General features: G+C 35.6%; 13 protein-coding genes. 12 read left to right on the top strand and 1 reads right to left on the bottom strand.

The annotated features are described in order from the left end of the window. The 12 genes from DRF61_RS06775 (at position 1) to DRF61_RS06715 (ending at position 13,017) form a co-directional block, all read left to right on the top strand. A complete protein-coding gene (locus DRF61_RS06775; RefSeq protein ID WP_034702050.1) occupies positions 1-306 on the top strand; it encodes a DUF3467 domain-containing protein in 306 nt (101 codons plus the stop codon). 186 nt (positions 307-492) lie between these two features. Further along, complete coding sequence (locus DRF61_RS06770; protein ID WP_174772320.1) at positions 493-3,345, top strand: T9SS type A sorting domain-containing protein; 2,853 nt, start codon at positions 493-495, stop codon at positions 3,343-3,345. Between the two features lie 2 nt (positions 3,346-3,347). Then, positions 3,348-3,827: a hypothetical protein gene (locus DRF61_RS06765; RefSeq protein WP_111955357.1), complete on the top strand. Its 480-nt coding sequence runs from the start codon at positions 3,348-3,350 to the stop codon at positions 3,825-3,827. Positions 3,828-4,430: 603 nt separating this feature from the next. After that, positions 4,431-6,581, top strand: a complete 2,151-nt coding sequence (locus DRF61_RS06755) for a TonB-dependent receptor (RefSeq protein WP_111955353.1) — start codon at positions 4,431-4,433, stop codon at positions 6,579-6,581. A 250-nt stretch (positions 6,582-6,831) separates the two neighbouring features. Then, a complete protein-coding gene (locus DRF61_RS06750) occupies positions 6,832-7,482 on the top strand; it encodes a Crp/Fnr family transcriptional regulator (RefSeq protein WP_111955351.1) in 651 nt (216 codons plus the stop codon). Positions 7,483-7,608: 126 nt separating this feature from the next. Next, a complete protein-coding gene (locus DRF61_RS06745; RefSeq protein ID WP_111955349.1) occupies positions 7,609-8,451 on the top strand; it encodes a DUF5777 family beta-barrel protein in 843 nt (280 codons plus the stop codon). A gap of 1 nt (position 8,452) precedes the next feature. Continuing rightward, the gene (locus tag DRF61_RS06740) at positions 8,453-8,794 is read left to right on the top strand and encodes a c-type cytochrome (RefSeq protein ID WP_167409407.1); all 342 of its coding nucleotides are present in this window, start codon (positions 8,453-8,455) and stop codon (positions 8,792-8,794) included. A 10-nt stretch (positions 8,795-8,804) separates the two neighbouring features. Then, positions 8,805-9,347: a YceI family protein gene (locus tag DRF61_RS06735; protein ID WP_111955646.1), complete on the top strand. Its 543-nt coding sequence runs from the start codon at positions 8,805-8,807 to the stop codon at positions 9,345-9,347. Beyond that, the gene (locus tag DRF61_RS06730) at positions 9,347-9,874 is read left to right on the top strand and encodes an ankyrin repeat domain-containing protein (RefSeq protein WP_111955345.1); all 528 of its coding nucleotides are present in this window, start codon (positions 9,347-9,349) and stop codon (positions 9,872-9,874) included. The genes DRF61_RS06735 and DRF61_RS06730 overlap by 1 nt, the downstream gene beginning before the upstream one ends. 4 nt (positions 9,875-9,878) lie before the next feature. Beyond that, positions 9,879-10,664: a T9SS type A sorting domain-containing protein gene (locus tag DRF61_RS06725; RefSeq protein ID WP_111955343.1), complete on the top strand. Its 786-nt coding sequence runs from the start codon at positions 9,879-9,881 to the stop codon at positions 10,662-10,664. 141 nt (positions 10,665-10,805) lie between these two features. Then, the gene (locus DRF61_RS06720) at positions 10,806-11,648 is read left to right on the top strand and encodes a GNAT family N-acetyltransferase (protein ID WP_111955341.1); all 843 of its coding nucleotides are present in this window, start codon (positions 10,806-10,808) and stop codon (positions 11,646-11,648) included. 85 nt (positions 11,649-11,733) lie between these two features. Then, positions 11,734-13,017: an alkaline phosphatase family protein gene (locus DRF61_RS06715; protein WP_111955339.1), complete on the top strand. Its 1,284-nt coding sequence runs from the start codon at positions 11,734-11,736 to the stop codon at positions 13,015-13,017. A gap of 113 nt (positions 13,018-13,130) precedes the next feature. On the opposite strand, the gene DRF61_RS06710 is transcribed toward DRF61_RS06715, so the two are convergent. Continuing rightward, complete coding sequence (locus DRF61_RS06710; RefSeq protein ID WP_111955337.1) at positions 13,131-14,009, bottom strand: NAD(P)H-binding protein; 879 nt, start codon at positions 14,007-14,009, stop codon at positions 13,131-13,133. Between the last annotated feature and the right edge of the window lie 11 nt (positions 14,010-14,020).

The raw sequence follows: 14,020 nt of genomic DNA, 5'->3' as shown, positions 1-14,020 counted from the left end.
ATGGACAACAATCAAAATCCTCAAGATGGAAACATCAACATCGAATTAAACGAAATGGTAGCTGCTGGAGTATATGCTAACTTAGCATTGGTAAACCACTCTCCATCTGAATTCGTTGTAGATTTCATCCAATTAATGCCAGGTGTACAACAGGCTAAAGTAAGATCAAGAATTATTCTTGCTCCGCTTCACGCTAAAAGAGTACTTTCTGCTCTTCAACAAAACATCACTAACTACGAGCAGCAATTTGGAGAAATCAAAGAAGTTGAGCCTTTCGTATTAGGAGGTAACAACGTACAAGCTTAAGATTTTTTTTCAAAATAAATCAGAATGCCTCAAATTTATTTGAGGCATTTTTTTTATGTCTTCATTTAATATAATAATGAATTTTTTATACTTTAAAAGCTGTTATTTTGTGTAATTTGTAATTTTTTATACAAATTAATACAATCGTTGTTGTATTTGAGTATATTTGTAGGAAATATATAAAAAATGAAAAGATATATTATTTTTGGTGTTATGTTGTGCATATCCGGAGGTCTTTATGCGCAAGATAATACACTTCATGCTAATCAAAAACACCTTCAGGAATTATATTCTAAATATGATAAAAGTGTAAAAAAACAGCATAAATATTCAAAAACAGCAGGAATTCCTCCCGATCTTTATAATGAGGAAGATTATAAAAGAACAATGGATCCGGTTACAGGAGGAACTAATTTTTATAAGCTTGCCAAACTGAATCAGGAGATTGCTCAAGGAAGATATGCTCCTACAAAACCGCTGTCTTTTATCACTACAGACGGATCCGGATCTTCTACAGCAAAAATAGTAAATGAACCATGGGTAGAAAGAGGACCCTACAGTGTAGGAGGGAGAACCCGGACTATACTGTTTGATCCCAATGATCCAACAGGTAAAAGGGTCTTTGCAGGCGGTGTTTCAGGTGGTCTTTGGGTAAACCAGGACCCTTCTGTAAGTACCAATGAATGGACGCCGTTAAGTACATTTTGGGCAAATACTTCCATTGCCTGTATGGCTTCTGATCCAAATGATCCACAAACCTTCTATGTTGGAACTGGAGAATCTTCAACTACTGATGCGGTAGGCTCGGGAATATGGAAATCGACTAATGGAGGAACGACATGGACGCAGATCTTCACCATTCCGGTTACCTATTCCTCTTCAGGAGTAAGAAATGGTAATTTCTATATTAATGATATTAAAGTAAGAAATAATAATGGTGTTTCGGAAGTATATGCCGGAGTAAGTGGTGCTTATGTAGGGATTTCTTTTAATGACGGATGGCAGGGACTAAGCCAGGCCGGATTATACAAGTCTACAGATGGTGGTACAACATTTACCAAGAACAGCAACTTGCTTGCCCTTAATACAACTACCGGTACAACCAGTACAACAGGATACTCTATCCAGCAAATAGAAATAGGAGCGGATAATTCAGTGTGGATTTCTACCAGATCTTCCCGATTCACAAATATAGATTCAGGAGGGCGAATTTTCAAATCTACAGACGGAAATACTTTTAGCGAAATTTATAATGTAGGAAATACGGGTTCAAGAGTAAATTTCACACTTTCCAGAACCGATGCAAATAAGATTTATGCATTCATGCAGGGAGTAAACAATACCTCGGAGCCAATTCGTATTGCAAGATCTATGGATGGTGGTACAACTTGGCAGGCTACTAACGATGCAACACCGGTTATTACACTTCCTACAGCCGCGGACACAAGTATTGCTGCAAACGATTTTACAAGAGGACAGTCGTTCTATGACCTTGTGATTGCTGCTGATCCTTTAGATGACAATACCGTTTATATCGGAGGAATTGATCTGTTTAAATCTACAAACGGAGGTGTGAGCTGGACACAGATTTCAAAATGGTCGAATAATAACAATATGGCAGCCCTGCAGGTTTCTCAGGTACATGCAGACCAGCATGAAATAGTTTTTAATCCTTTTAATAACTATTCTACCAACCAGATGTTGTTTGGAAATGACGGCGGAATTTATTTTGCTGGTAATAAAAATACGATTGGAACAATAGGAGGTTTTTCTGCTAGAAATACAAGATACAATGTTACACAGTTTTATAGTGCAACGTTGAATCCTATTAAAACTCCTTCTAATGAAGAAATTTTGGCTGGTGCTCAGGACAATGGTTCTTGGTGGTTGTATGGCGTTCCGCAGGCGAACAATTTCTTAACGAGCCAGCTTGCAACTTCCGGAGACGGAATGTACACAGAATATGACGATCAGGATAATTATGAAATTGCAAGTTATGTTTACAATAATCATTATTTATTGACAAACAATGCCTATTATCTTATCTCAAGTGCTAACAGAAATGCTTACGGGCACTTTGTAAATGAGATTGCTTTAGACAGGATAAATAATGTTTTCTATTCTTACCGTTCAGGATTGACTTTATTCAGAACAAGTGGATTATCTGCTACAGCAACAACATTTACCAATAACACTGTTACAGTAGGAACGGCACAAACAAACGAGCAAATTTCCTGGCTGAAGGTTTCTCCTTACACAACTGCTTCTACAACCTTGTTTGTTGGGACTAACCTGGGAAGAATCTTTAAAATAACAAATGCTAATACAACTTCATATGTTACAACAGCAATAACAACACCAGCGGTAGGAACGATTTCTGATATCGAATTTGGAGCCAATGAAAACGAAATTATTGTAACATTATCCAACTATAATCTTACCAGTATCTTCTATTCTGCAGACGGCGGAGTAACATGGCAGAATAAAGAAGGGAATCTTCCTGATATGCCGGTAAGAACGGTTTTAAGAAATCCTGACGATGCCAATGAAATAATCGTAGGAACAGAAATGGGAGTATGGGGAACAACCAATTTCCTTTCTGCATCGCCGACCTGGGCTTCCATTAGCGGAAATATTGGGAATATAAGAATTACCAATTTAGATTACCGGCCTGCAACAAGAACAGTTTTGGTTTCTACTTACGGAAGAGGGGCTTGGACTACTCAAAACACAATAGTTGCACTAGCAACAGGAGAGGTAAAATCTAAAAAAGACGAAACAAAAGTATATCCGAATCCTTCAAAAGGAATTTCGCATTTACGATTTGATTCTGCTAAATACAGTTTTGTAGACATCAGTATTTTTGATGCATCGGGAAGAGTGATTTACAGTAAGAAAAATGTAAAATCTGATGAAGAATTTGGTCAAAGATTAACTCCTGGAAATTACGTACTGAAAGCTGAATCCAAAGGTGAAGTTATTTACAGTGGAAACTATTTGGTTTTAGGCAAAGTAACTGATGATGGAGAAGACGATTAAAAATGAATAACCAATTATTTATAATCATATTTTGGATACTGGCGTTTTCCTGTAAAGCGCCGGTTTCCTCATTATATCAGGATCGTGTAATTTTAGTTTCCGCAGAAAAAAAAGACTGGTTTGGAGGAAGGCCAGGAGTGAGAGGAACGGTTTATACAGTTATATTAAAATCAAAAAATAACAAAGATAATATCCGTGTTAAATCTTTGAAAGCAGAAGGAAATACCATCAATTTTACTCAAACCAATTCTGGCAATTTAATTACTATAAAAGGTAATTTGCAAAGTACAGATCAGGCAGATAATTTTGAAAATAAACCTTCCGGAACACCTGTAGAAAGTCCTAAAAAATCTCTTATTCCAGATTCAAAAGATAATTGGATAGAGTACACGGCAAACAATTCCAAAAAAATTCACAGAATATATATTTCAGGATTTGTTTCGGCAGAACCTGAGGGAGAATTAATTCCTCAAAGACAATAATTTTCTTCATTTGCATAAAAAACTATTCTTTATATTTTTATTTATTCCTTTAGTAATCGTATTTTTTAATATGATTCATCCTGTCATTTCTTATATTAAAACTGAAGTATACAAAAAAACACAATCTCATATTTTAGAACGTAAATTTAATACGTCTGAAACGATCTGTTTTTCTGAAAAAGATTTAGTAAAAGCCGAATGGAAAGAGGAAAAAGAATTTATCCTCAATGGTTTTTCTTATGATGTGATCAACATTAATTTTATAAACGGGACTAAATATTTTTATTGTTATCTGGATAAAAAAGACATCATTCTTAATTCTATATTGAATTTCTCTGTCTTTTTCGTTACCAAGAAAATAGTTGCATGGCGACATGTCGGTGTGCCTTTACAAGGGAAGAAGATCGTAAAAATTTCCAACTCTTTTATTTTTTTTGAGGGTGGAGAATTGCGGGTTTTCAACATATTTCATTTAAAACAAAGATCAGAATATTTAAAAAGATTAAAAAGTACATCTTGTTTGTCAATTATAATTCCGCCTCCGGAAGATGTTTTTAACCTGTTATAAAAACATTTAAACGACAAATAATTAATTTTTAATCAATGAAAAAATATATATGCATTGCAGCTTTGCTTAGCTGTGTAATTGCAAATGCCCAACAATCATCAGGAAGTAATATAGAAGAAGTTGCTATCCAGGGAAGAAAAAAAATAAAACAGGAACGTGCAGAATTTAAAAGACATGGACAATCTGTAGAAACACTTTCGGAAGAAGAATTAAACAGGAACAATCCTGCTGCAATTGAACAGACATTATCTACAATGTCCGGATTACAAGTTGATAAACGGACTAATTTTGGAGGTCAGAGATTAGTTGTTCGTGGGTATGGAAACGATCAGAAGTTTAACAACTGGGGGGTTAAAGCTTATTGGAATAATATGCCATTAACAAATGCTGAAGGAATTACCATTTTGGATGATTTGGATTTTGCGTACGTCAATAATGTTGAGGTTATCAAAGGTCCTGCAGCAACAATGTATGGTGGCGGAGTAGGCGGAGTGGTTCGGTTTTATACACGTCCTGATTTTACAAAAGGCATTACAGTTTCCGAAAATGTTTTGGTAGGTGCTTTTAAAACATTTCAGTCCCGTACTCAGCTGAATGTTGCTGATGAAAACTATTCGGTTAATGCAGCTTACGGTCATCTTGAAACTGATGGTTACAGACCGAACGGAAGTGGGTTAAAAAACTTTTTTAACGTAAACGGAACAGTAAAGCTTGGAAAAAATGATCAGTTAAGTTTTTTTGGAAGCCAGGCCTATTCTTACGAGCACACGTCGGGACAGATTTCTTATGACGATTATTATGCAGGAATCGATAACGGAAACCCTGCCTATATTCGTAAAAATTCAGGAACAAAAATAAAATCTACCAGAGTGGGGCTTAGCAACTCTGTTAATATTCTTCCAAACCTTAGAAATTACACGACGATATTTTACTATAATGGAAATACAGAAAGTATTTCTGCAGGAGCTTACGGAGTATCAAGCGCACCAAATGTAGGATTGCGTTCCACATTTACCCTAAAAAATGAATTCAAAGACTTCGAGAACAGGCTGGATTTTGGGGCAGAAATTCAGAATTCAATGTCTACTGCATCAAGCTACCGTTTTACAGGCTCGATTACAAATCCGCTGGAAACTACGGGAATATCCGGAGCCACTTATTTTAAATACAATAATAATCAGGCCACTTATTTTGCAATAGATTATTTAACATACAAACCTTGGGGCTTAACATTACTTGCAGGAGTAAGCGCGAATAAAACTAATTATGACAGAAAAGATTTGTATGCGCTTCCCGGATTAATTGCAGGAAAAAAAGATCAGTCTTTCGGAAAACAATATGAGACGGCTTATACTCCGCATTTTGCTTTACAAAAAGAATGGAAACATCAGATTTTTAACCTAAGCTATAGTGAAGGATACAATGCCCCTACTGCAAGTTCATCTTTTATAAATTATACGAATACCGCTAATAATGATCTGCAGGCAGAACGTGCTAAAATGGTAGATTTCAGTGTACACGGACTTTTATTAGATACCAAGCTGGATTATCAGGTTTCTTTGTTCAGAATAGATTATTCTAATAAATTAACTCAGCTGACGATACCTAATTCTAATAACCAGACCTATTGGGCAAACACAGGAAGTCAGAAAAATAGTGGTCTGGAAGTAAGTATTGGTTACCTGTATAAAAATGATAACTCATTCCTTAACAGAATCGCTCCCTTTGTAAATCTTTCTTATTACGATGCAAAATATAAAGATTTTAAAACAAGGTTATTGGGCGGTGAACAAACTTACGATCATAAAACTGTTGTCGGGGTTCCTAGAAATAAATATGCTGTCGGTTTGGATTTATATACAAAACCTGGCTTTTATCTCGTAAATACTTATAATTACCTGGGCAATGTATACACAGATTTTGCAAATACCAATCTCGTAAAAGGTTTTGGCTTACTTAATTCTAAATTAGGTTATAAAAAAACTTTTGGAAAATTTGATGTGGATGCTTATATAATGGGAAATAACTTAACCAATCAAATCAATTATACATTCCTGTTCTTAGGAAACAGTATTAATGATTCGGATACAGGTAATGGTTACCCAAAAGGACTCGCCACGGATCTTAATCCTGGTCCAAACAAATCGTATTTCTTTTATGGCTTGAATTTAAAATACAGATTATAGTGACTAGTTCTGAAAAATCCCGATGCAGATCAATGTTTTTTACTTTTTATAGGTGTATGATTTCTGATGGTCTGTGCATCTGAAGCTAAATAATGATTGTATCACTATTTCAAAACTCAATATAAATTTTACAAAAGACTGTTTCACAAAAGTGAAGCAGTTTTTTTAAAATAATCAATTGTTAAAATAATTTTATTCATTCTTATATTTATATTTTTCTAAATTTGTTTTTAGATATGATATAACAGATATGATAAATAATCAATTTATTCTCAATAAATTTGGATTTTTAGGAGATGATTTTTTAAATGAAATGCATGCAAATGCGATTATTACTGAAATAAAATCAAAAACAGAAGTTATCAGGGAAGGGCAAAAAAATAAATACGTTCCTTTTCTCATTAAAGGTTCTATAAAAGTCTTTACCCTCAATGATGGCAGAGAACTGATCTATTACTATATAAGACCCAATGATAGCTGCCTGATGACTTTTTCGTCCATTTTTACAGATTATACCAGCAGGGTATATGCTGTTGCAGAAGAAGAATCTGAAGTTATTCTCATTCCTGTATCTGTTATACACAGTTGGCTGATCCGTTTTCCGGAAATCAACAAGGTATTTTATCATGAATATGATAAACGTTTCTCAGACGTCATGAATATGGTAAATGATGCTGTATTTCACAGACTTGATAAAAGAGTTCTGAACTATATTCGCCAGCAGATTTCAGCCACAGGAAACAGTCCTTTAAAAATTACACACCGTGAAATAGCCAACAATTTAGGTACCTCCAGAGAAGTTATAAGCAGGGTTCTTAAAAAGATTGAAAACGAAGGTGAAATTCTTCAGACTAAGGAAGGAATCAAAATCCTTGTTAATGAAAATGTTAGACCTGTCTAATATATGATATTTTAATTAAATTGTTTTTATCATTGATAAAAACAATTTTTATGGTGACTTTTATCACACACTTTTAGATCGATAACTCAATAAGTTTGTCATATCATAATTTAATTCAAATTGTATATGACAAAAACTCTCTTATTTTTGTCGGTATTGGCCTCAGGTCTTGTCTCAGCACAGGAAGATCTGCTAAAAGATATTGACACTCTCAAAACAACCACATCAACTTCACAGCCAGCTTTTAAAGCCCTGCAGATCGTCACAGGACAATCCACAAAACTCTCTGCCAAAAATGAATGGTACATTGTGGTGGCTCACCGTTTCGGAGACATCAGTACAGGATTTAAAAATTTTTTCGGTCTGGACGATGCTTCTACCAAACTAGGGGTTATTTACGGTGTTACAGACGATATTTCAGTCAGTCTTTCCAGGGAGACAAACATGAAAACATTCGAAGGCGCTGTAAAATACAAGCTTGTAAAGCAGACTGAAAGTTTTCCGGCAGAGATCGTAGGCTATAATGTAATGGCTTTAAATACAGACCTGGATAAAGACAATTATCCCCATCTCAGATTCAGTGACAGGCTTTCCTATCTTACGCAGGCTTTGATCTCAAGAAGATTCAATGATAAATTTTCTTTACAACTGACTCCGTCATATATTCATAAAAATCTTTATGATCCCGCTATTGAAGATAAAAACCAGTTTTTGGCCGGATTAGGCGGCCGCTATAAAATTTCTAAAAGAATTTCTATTAATGCAGAATATTTTGTGAATTTCGATGATCACAGCTTCTATAAAAATCCTCTCTCATTGGGGATGGATATAGAAACCGGGGGACATGTATTCCAGCTTTTATTTACCAATTCCCAAATCAATTCAGATATAGGATATCTTTCCAATGCAGTAGGAAAATGGGGGAAAGGACAGATTTTCTTTGGGTTTAACCTTTACAGAGTTTTTTAAGATGAAAAAGATACTATACTTATTATCATCAGCTGCCCTGTTTATTGCTTGTGACAGCAGGACCTATGAGGAGATTTCGGATAATACCCCAATTACAGTGACTGTAAAATATAACTCTGACGTAAAATCAATTGTTGATAATAACTGCATCGGATGCCATTCTGCAGGAAGTTTTAAGCCTTTTACAACCTATACAGATGTAAAAAATAATATTGATGGCATTTTAGACAGGATACAGAGACCCAACGGAGATCCGGGAAAAATGCCGCAGGGCGGATCTTTATCTCAGACTCAGATTAACACCTTTATAAAATGGAAAGCCGACGGGCTTGCTGAAAATTAAAATATCCGATATGAAAAGATTAATAGTAATAACTAGTGTCCTGTTTTTTACAGGTTTTGCTTCAGCCCAGAAGTACAGTTCCAAAACAGGCAGTGTAACCTTTGAGGCATCCGTGCCGCTGTTCGAAGACGTATATGCTAAAGATGATAACAATATTGTTGTCATCAATACAGATAACGGGGAAATAGCTTCAGTTTCTGCCGTGAAAAACTTTCATTTTAAAACCAAACTAATGGAAGAGCATTTTAATGAAAATTATGCTGAAACAGCAAAATATCCTAAGGCAACCTTCAAAGGAAAGATTTTGAATTTTGATAAAACAAAACTTACAGCCTCGCCACAAAAGTATACCGTTCAGGGAACCCTGAATTTTCATGGTGTAGATAAGGCTGTTTCTTCTGCTGCTACCATTTACAGCAAAGACGGGAAGATCTATATGCAGGGAAGCTTTGTGGCAAAACCTGCTGATCACAAGGTGACTATCCCAAAAGTAGTAACTAAAAAGATCGCTGAAAATGTCAATGTAGAATACAATTATGTAATGACAAAATAATGAAAAATATTATCTTCATCATAAGTATTTTCCTGAGCTTTTCTGCACTGTCTGCCCAGGAAAAAGTAAAATCAATATTTGATATTGCCAGAAGCGGAACGGTAGCTGAAGTGAAGGAGCTTATTAAACAGGATCCGGATATCATCAACAAGACCAATGAAAATGGTTTTTCAACACTTATTTTAGCATGTTACCGGGGAAATACCCCTGTTGCAGAATTTTTGATTACCCACGTTAAAAACATAAACTATGCAAGCGGGGAAGGAACGGCCTTAACGGCTTCTGTCTTTAAAGGAGATAAGAACCTTACCCAAAAATTGCTGGAAAATAAGGCTGACCCGAACATTGCGGATACCAATGGAATAACTCCGCTGATCTACGCTGTTCAGTCCCAGAACAAGGAAATAGTAGAGCTGTTACTAAAGAACAAAGCCAATAAAACATTATCTGATAAACAGGGGAAAACTATTTTTGAATACGCTTTATTTTCAAAAAACCAGGATATTATTAACCTACTAAAAAATTGATCATATGAAACTTAAAATTACATTATTACTAATTGGATTTTTTGCCTTTTCTAATATAAAAAGTCAAACATATTCAACAGGAACTGTATCTCTCTTTTCTAATGGAGGAACAGATTTAACATATTCTGCTAAAATAGATGTAACAAGCACGTTGGTTACGGTTACACTTATAGGCCCATCAACAAGTTGGCTTGGCTTGGCGTTTAATGCTACAGGTATGTCTGATGCAGGCAGAGATGTTATTCTTTTTGATGGTACAAATTTTACTGATAGAAATTTTACTGGAAGTTTTACAGCACCTGCAACAGATGCAACTCAAAACTGGACAGTAACATCTAATACAGTAGTATCAGGAGTGCGGACCGTAATAGGAACAAGAGCTTTAAATACTGGTGATGCTAATGATTATGTATTTAATTTTCCACCAAACAGTCCATTGAATATTGCTTATGCAAGAAGATTAGGCAGTCTTACTGTTGGTTATCATGGTGCAGATAGTTGTGGTACTACTGCAGTTTCTTTTAACACAGTATTAGGCGTAAATGATGTTAATGCATCGGAAAGTAAAAAGACTGTTCTTTATCCAAATCCTGCAAAAGAAACCGTAAGTATCAAAAATGTAGATAAAATAAAATCTATTGATATTTATGAATCAGCAGGAAGAAAAGTAAGATCTGTAAAACCTGAAGGAGAAAGCATTAATGTCAGAGATCTGAAGCCTGGTATTTATTATCTTGAGATCACTCTGAAAGATGGAAACCTTTCTTATGAAAAACTGATTAAAGAATAATCATTTATAAAAATAACTCATCAAAATGCCTCTGATACCGGAGGCATTTTCTATTAACCTGCATTAAAAATTGTATGCCTTATTTCTATATAGAACTGAACGTTTTTATACCTTTGATGGTTTTCGGATAAAAAATAAGCTATGGAGATCAGAAATTTAAAGAATATGACGACAGATGAGCTTTTATCTGTTTTTAACAGAGCCTTTTCAGATTATATTGTTCCCTTTCACCTATCATTGGAACAGCTTGAATTGAAAATTATAGCGGATAAAATTGATATGAATCTGTCTGTAGGAACATTCGAATCAGGAAAGCTGGTAGGATTTATCCTTAATGCTGAAAAAAAGGAAAATGGAAAGCACATAGCATATAATGGAGGAACCGGCATCATCCCTGAATACAGAGGCCAGGGGTTGGTAAGAAAAATGTATGATTATATTATTCCCACACTCAAAGAAATAAAAACCGATGTGCTAACCCTGGAAGTAATCGAAGGTAATAATTCTGCTATCAGAGCGTACGAAAATTTAGGCTTCAAAATCGTACGGAAGCTGTTGTGTTTTAACGGAATTATTAATCTTGAAGAAAAGGATATCAATATTTCGATAAAAGAGATTGAAAACTTACAGTGGGAAAAATTGCAGTCTTTCTGGGATATACAGCCGTCATGGCAAAGCTCAATAAAAGTACTTGAGAATATTCGTCAAAGCTGTACAATTTTAGGAGCGTACAAAGATGAGCAGCTTAAAGGATATGTCATTTACAATCCTGCCGTTAAGAAAGTTTATCAGATTGCTGTTGATCAATATTCAAGAAGACAGGGGATCGGTACAAAGCTTTTGAGCACAATAGAGAAGATGAATGGAGGACAGGCCATCTCTGTAAACAATGTAGATGATACTTCTGAAAATACTTCTGTCTTTCTACATGCAGCCGGACTTAAAAATTGGGTGTCCCAGTTTGAAATGAAGAGGGATATTTAAAATTTTAATCTGTTTTAATATACTTTTAATCTTATAAACTTTTCCGGGAGCAGTATAGGCCGTAACTTTGCCAAAAATTTTAATAATGAAGCGAGGAATACAAATTTTGTTACTGTTTTTTTCTTTAGCTATTTGTGCTCAGGAAACACATATGGATACGGCCCAGGTAGTTATTTCCGGCCGTGCCAACAGTGCTGAAGCCCAGACAAAACCTTATGTGATCATGATCTCTGCCGATGGTTTTAGGTATGATTACGCTAAAAAATATAATGCCGAAAATCTTCTGAAGCTAGCCGCTAATGGGGTCCAGGCCGATGCAATGATCCCAAGCTATCCAAGCATTACGTTTCCCAATCACTGGAGCCTGATCACAGGACTTTATCCTTCCCATCATGGGCTGATCGATAATTTCTTTTATGATTACAAAAGAAAAGAGCCTTATGCAATGAGCAATAAGAAGAATGCTGAAGACGGAAGCTGGTATGGAGGAACCCCGCTTTGGGCATTGGCTGAAAAGCAGGGAATGGTTTCTGCATCCCTTATGTGGGTTGGCTCTGCAAGCGATGCAGGAGGAATGAGACCTTCCTATTATTATCCATATCATGAAAAATTTAAGCCTTCCGAAAAAGTAGATAAGGTCGTGAACTGGCTGAAGCTCCCTGAAGAGAAAAGACCACATTTTATATCTCTGTATTTCCCGGAAGTTGACGGAAGCGGCCATCATTACGGACCGGATAGCCAGGAAACAGAAAATGCTGTTCATTTAATTGACGGTGCAATTGGTGAGCTTGTTCAGAAAGTTAATAACCTTGGACTTAATAATGTCAACTTTATTTTTGTTTCCGATCATGGAATGATAAAAGTGGATGGCGGAACTCCATTGGAAATTCCGGTTATGCTTCTTGATAAAAACAGATTCGATTTTTACAATTCCCAGACTTTACTCAGAGTATATGTCAAAAATCCTGATGAGGTTAAAGCCGTTTATAAAGAACTTAAAGCAAACAAAACAGATGATTATGAAGTATATCTGGACAAAAAACTGCCCAAATATCTTCACTTTTCGACCAAAGATGACAAATATGACAGGATAGGACAGATTCTTCTGATTCCAAAAGCTCCAAAAATATTCTTAGAAAAAGGAAAGAAAACATCCGTAGGAAAGCACGGCTATAATCCGAAAATTGTTCCTGAAATGAAGGCAACATTCTATGCCTGGGGACCTGAATTTAAAAATAATCTGGTAATCAATGAATTTGCCAATATTAATGTTTATCCTTTAGTCACTGAAATCTTAGGATTGAAAACAAATCAGCCTATTGATGGGAAACTGAAGGTTTTAAAGAAAACTCTGAAGGAGAAGAAATAAGTTGAGCTTTACTATACAAATCATTCAGGATTTGATTTAAAATAACAGTTTCGGCGCACCGCAGGTGCGCCGAAACTGTTTACATATTTTTTTAGTCTCAGAAAAAATCAAACTTAAAATTGATCAGCAAATTCACGGGCAAAATCCTCAAGTTTTACTGAGCCATTAACCGGAGATCCCTGTTCAGTAAAATCCTTCTGAACAACACCGGTTCTCATTCCTTTTCCCATTTCAACATAAAGCTCAGCCATTTCCTTTGGAAGACCTGCCTGCACCATTCCTTCAAAAGACTGCTCATCTGTAAATTCTACCCAGGGTAATTCCGTATTCCCAACAGCGGCTCCTAAAACCTTTGCAAAATCTGCAGGCGGTCGCGAATCGCTTACCACATAACGGATATTTTTTCCTGCTGTATTTTTTACCAGTTCTTCAGCTGCAGCCTTAGCAATATCAGTGGGATGCACCAATGGAATATCTATATTTCCAGGATAATTTCCGCCGATAATCCCTGCATTTTTAATCAATGGAATATCATTGAAGAAATTAATGTAGAAATAACCTGCTCTTAGCAAAGTAACAGAAGTATTTTCCAGCTCGTTGTATAGTTTTTCAATATGGTGAAGTCCTTTAATGGGACCATTTTCAACCGGAGAATCAGCTCCCACGCTGCTTAGCATGACAAGTCTTTTTACTCCTGTTCTGGCAATGGCTTCAGCATAATTTTTTCCTGCATTCACAGTATTTTCGACAATATTCGTCTCACCTATAATCGGAGGAGTCATTGCAAATACGGCATCAGCACCTTCAAATGTTTTAACTAAAAAATTGACATCAGTAATAGAGCCGATAGCAGCTTTCGCTCCTAAAGATTCAATTTCACTTTTCTTTGCTTCGCTGCTACTGATTACAGTAACGTCGTGTCCTTCTGCAATTAATTGCTGTGCTAACGGTTTTGCGGTGTTCCCTAAAGAACCTGTTACAATAATTTTCATATTAAATGTTG

This window comes from Chryseobacterium lathyri (genome assembly GCF_003290185.1).
Lineage (GTDB): Bacteria > Bacteroidota > Bacteroidia > Flavobacteriales > Weeksellaceae > Chryseobacterium > Chryseobacterium lathyri.
The sequence above is the reverse complement of the archived record's forward strand: the minus strand, read 5'-3'. Positions and strand labels throughout refer to the sequence as shown.

Bases quoted from the DNA above. Each gene is read 5' to 3' on its own strand.
- DRF61_RS06775 (WP_034702050.1), top strand. From the start codon at position 1: ATGGACAACAATCAAAATCCTCAAGATGGAAACATCAACATCGAATTA.
- DRF61_RS06770 (WP_174772320.1), top strand. From the start codon at position 493: ATGAAAAGATATATTATTTTTGGTGTTATGTTGTGCATATCCGGAGGT.
- DRF61_RS06765 (WP_111955357.1), top strand. From the start codon at position 3,348: ATGAATAACCAATTATTTATAATCATATTTTGGATACTGGCGTTTTCC.
- DRF61_RS06755 (WP_111955353.1), top strand. From the start codon at position 4,431: ATGAAAAAATATATATGCATTGCAGCTTTGCTTAGCTGTGTAATTGCA.
- DRF61_RS06750 (WP_111955351.1), top strand. From the start codon at position 6,832: ATGATAAATAATCAATTTATTCTCAATAAATTTGGATTTTTAGGAGAT.
- DRF61_RS06745 (WP_111955349.1), top strand. From the start codon at position 7,609: ATGACAAAAACTCTCTTATTTTTGTCGGTATTGGCCTCAGGTCTTGTC.
- DRF61_RS06740 (WP_167409407.1), top strand. From the start codon at position 8,453: ATGAAAAAGATACTATACTTATTATCATCAGCTGCCCTGTTTATTGCT.
- DRF61_RS06735 (WP_111955646.1), top strand. From the start codon at position 8,805: ATGAAAAGATTAATAGTAATAACTAGTGTCCTGTTTTTTACAGGTTTT.
- DRF61_RS06730 (WP_111955345.1), top strand. From the start codon at position 9,347: ATGAAAAATATTATCTTCATCATAAGTATTTTCCTGAGCTTTTCTGCA.
- DRF61_RS06725 (WP_111955343.1), top strand. From the start codon at position 9,879: ATGAAACTTAAAATTACATTATTACTAATTGGATTTTTTGCCTTTTCT.
- DRF61_RS06720 (WP_111955341.1), top strand. From the start codon at position 10,806: ATGGAGATCAGAAATTTAAAGAATATGACGACAGATGAGCTTTTATCT.
- DRF61_RS06715 (WP_111955339.1), top strand. From the start codon at position 11,734: ATGAAGCGAGGAATACAAATTTTGTTACTGTTTTTTTCTTTAGCTATT.
- DRF61_RS06710 (WP_111955337.1), bottom strand. From the start codon at position 14,009: ATGAAAATTATTGTAACAGGTTCTTTAGGGAACACCGCAAAACCGTTA.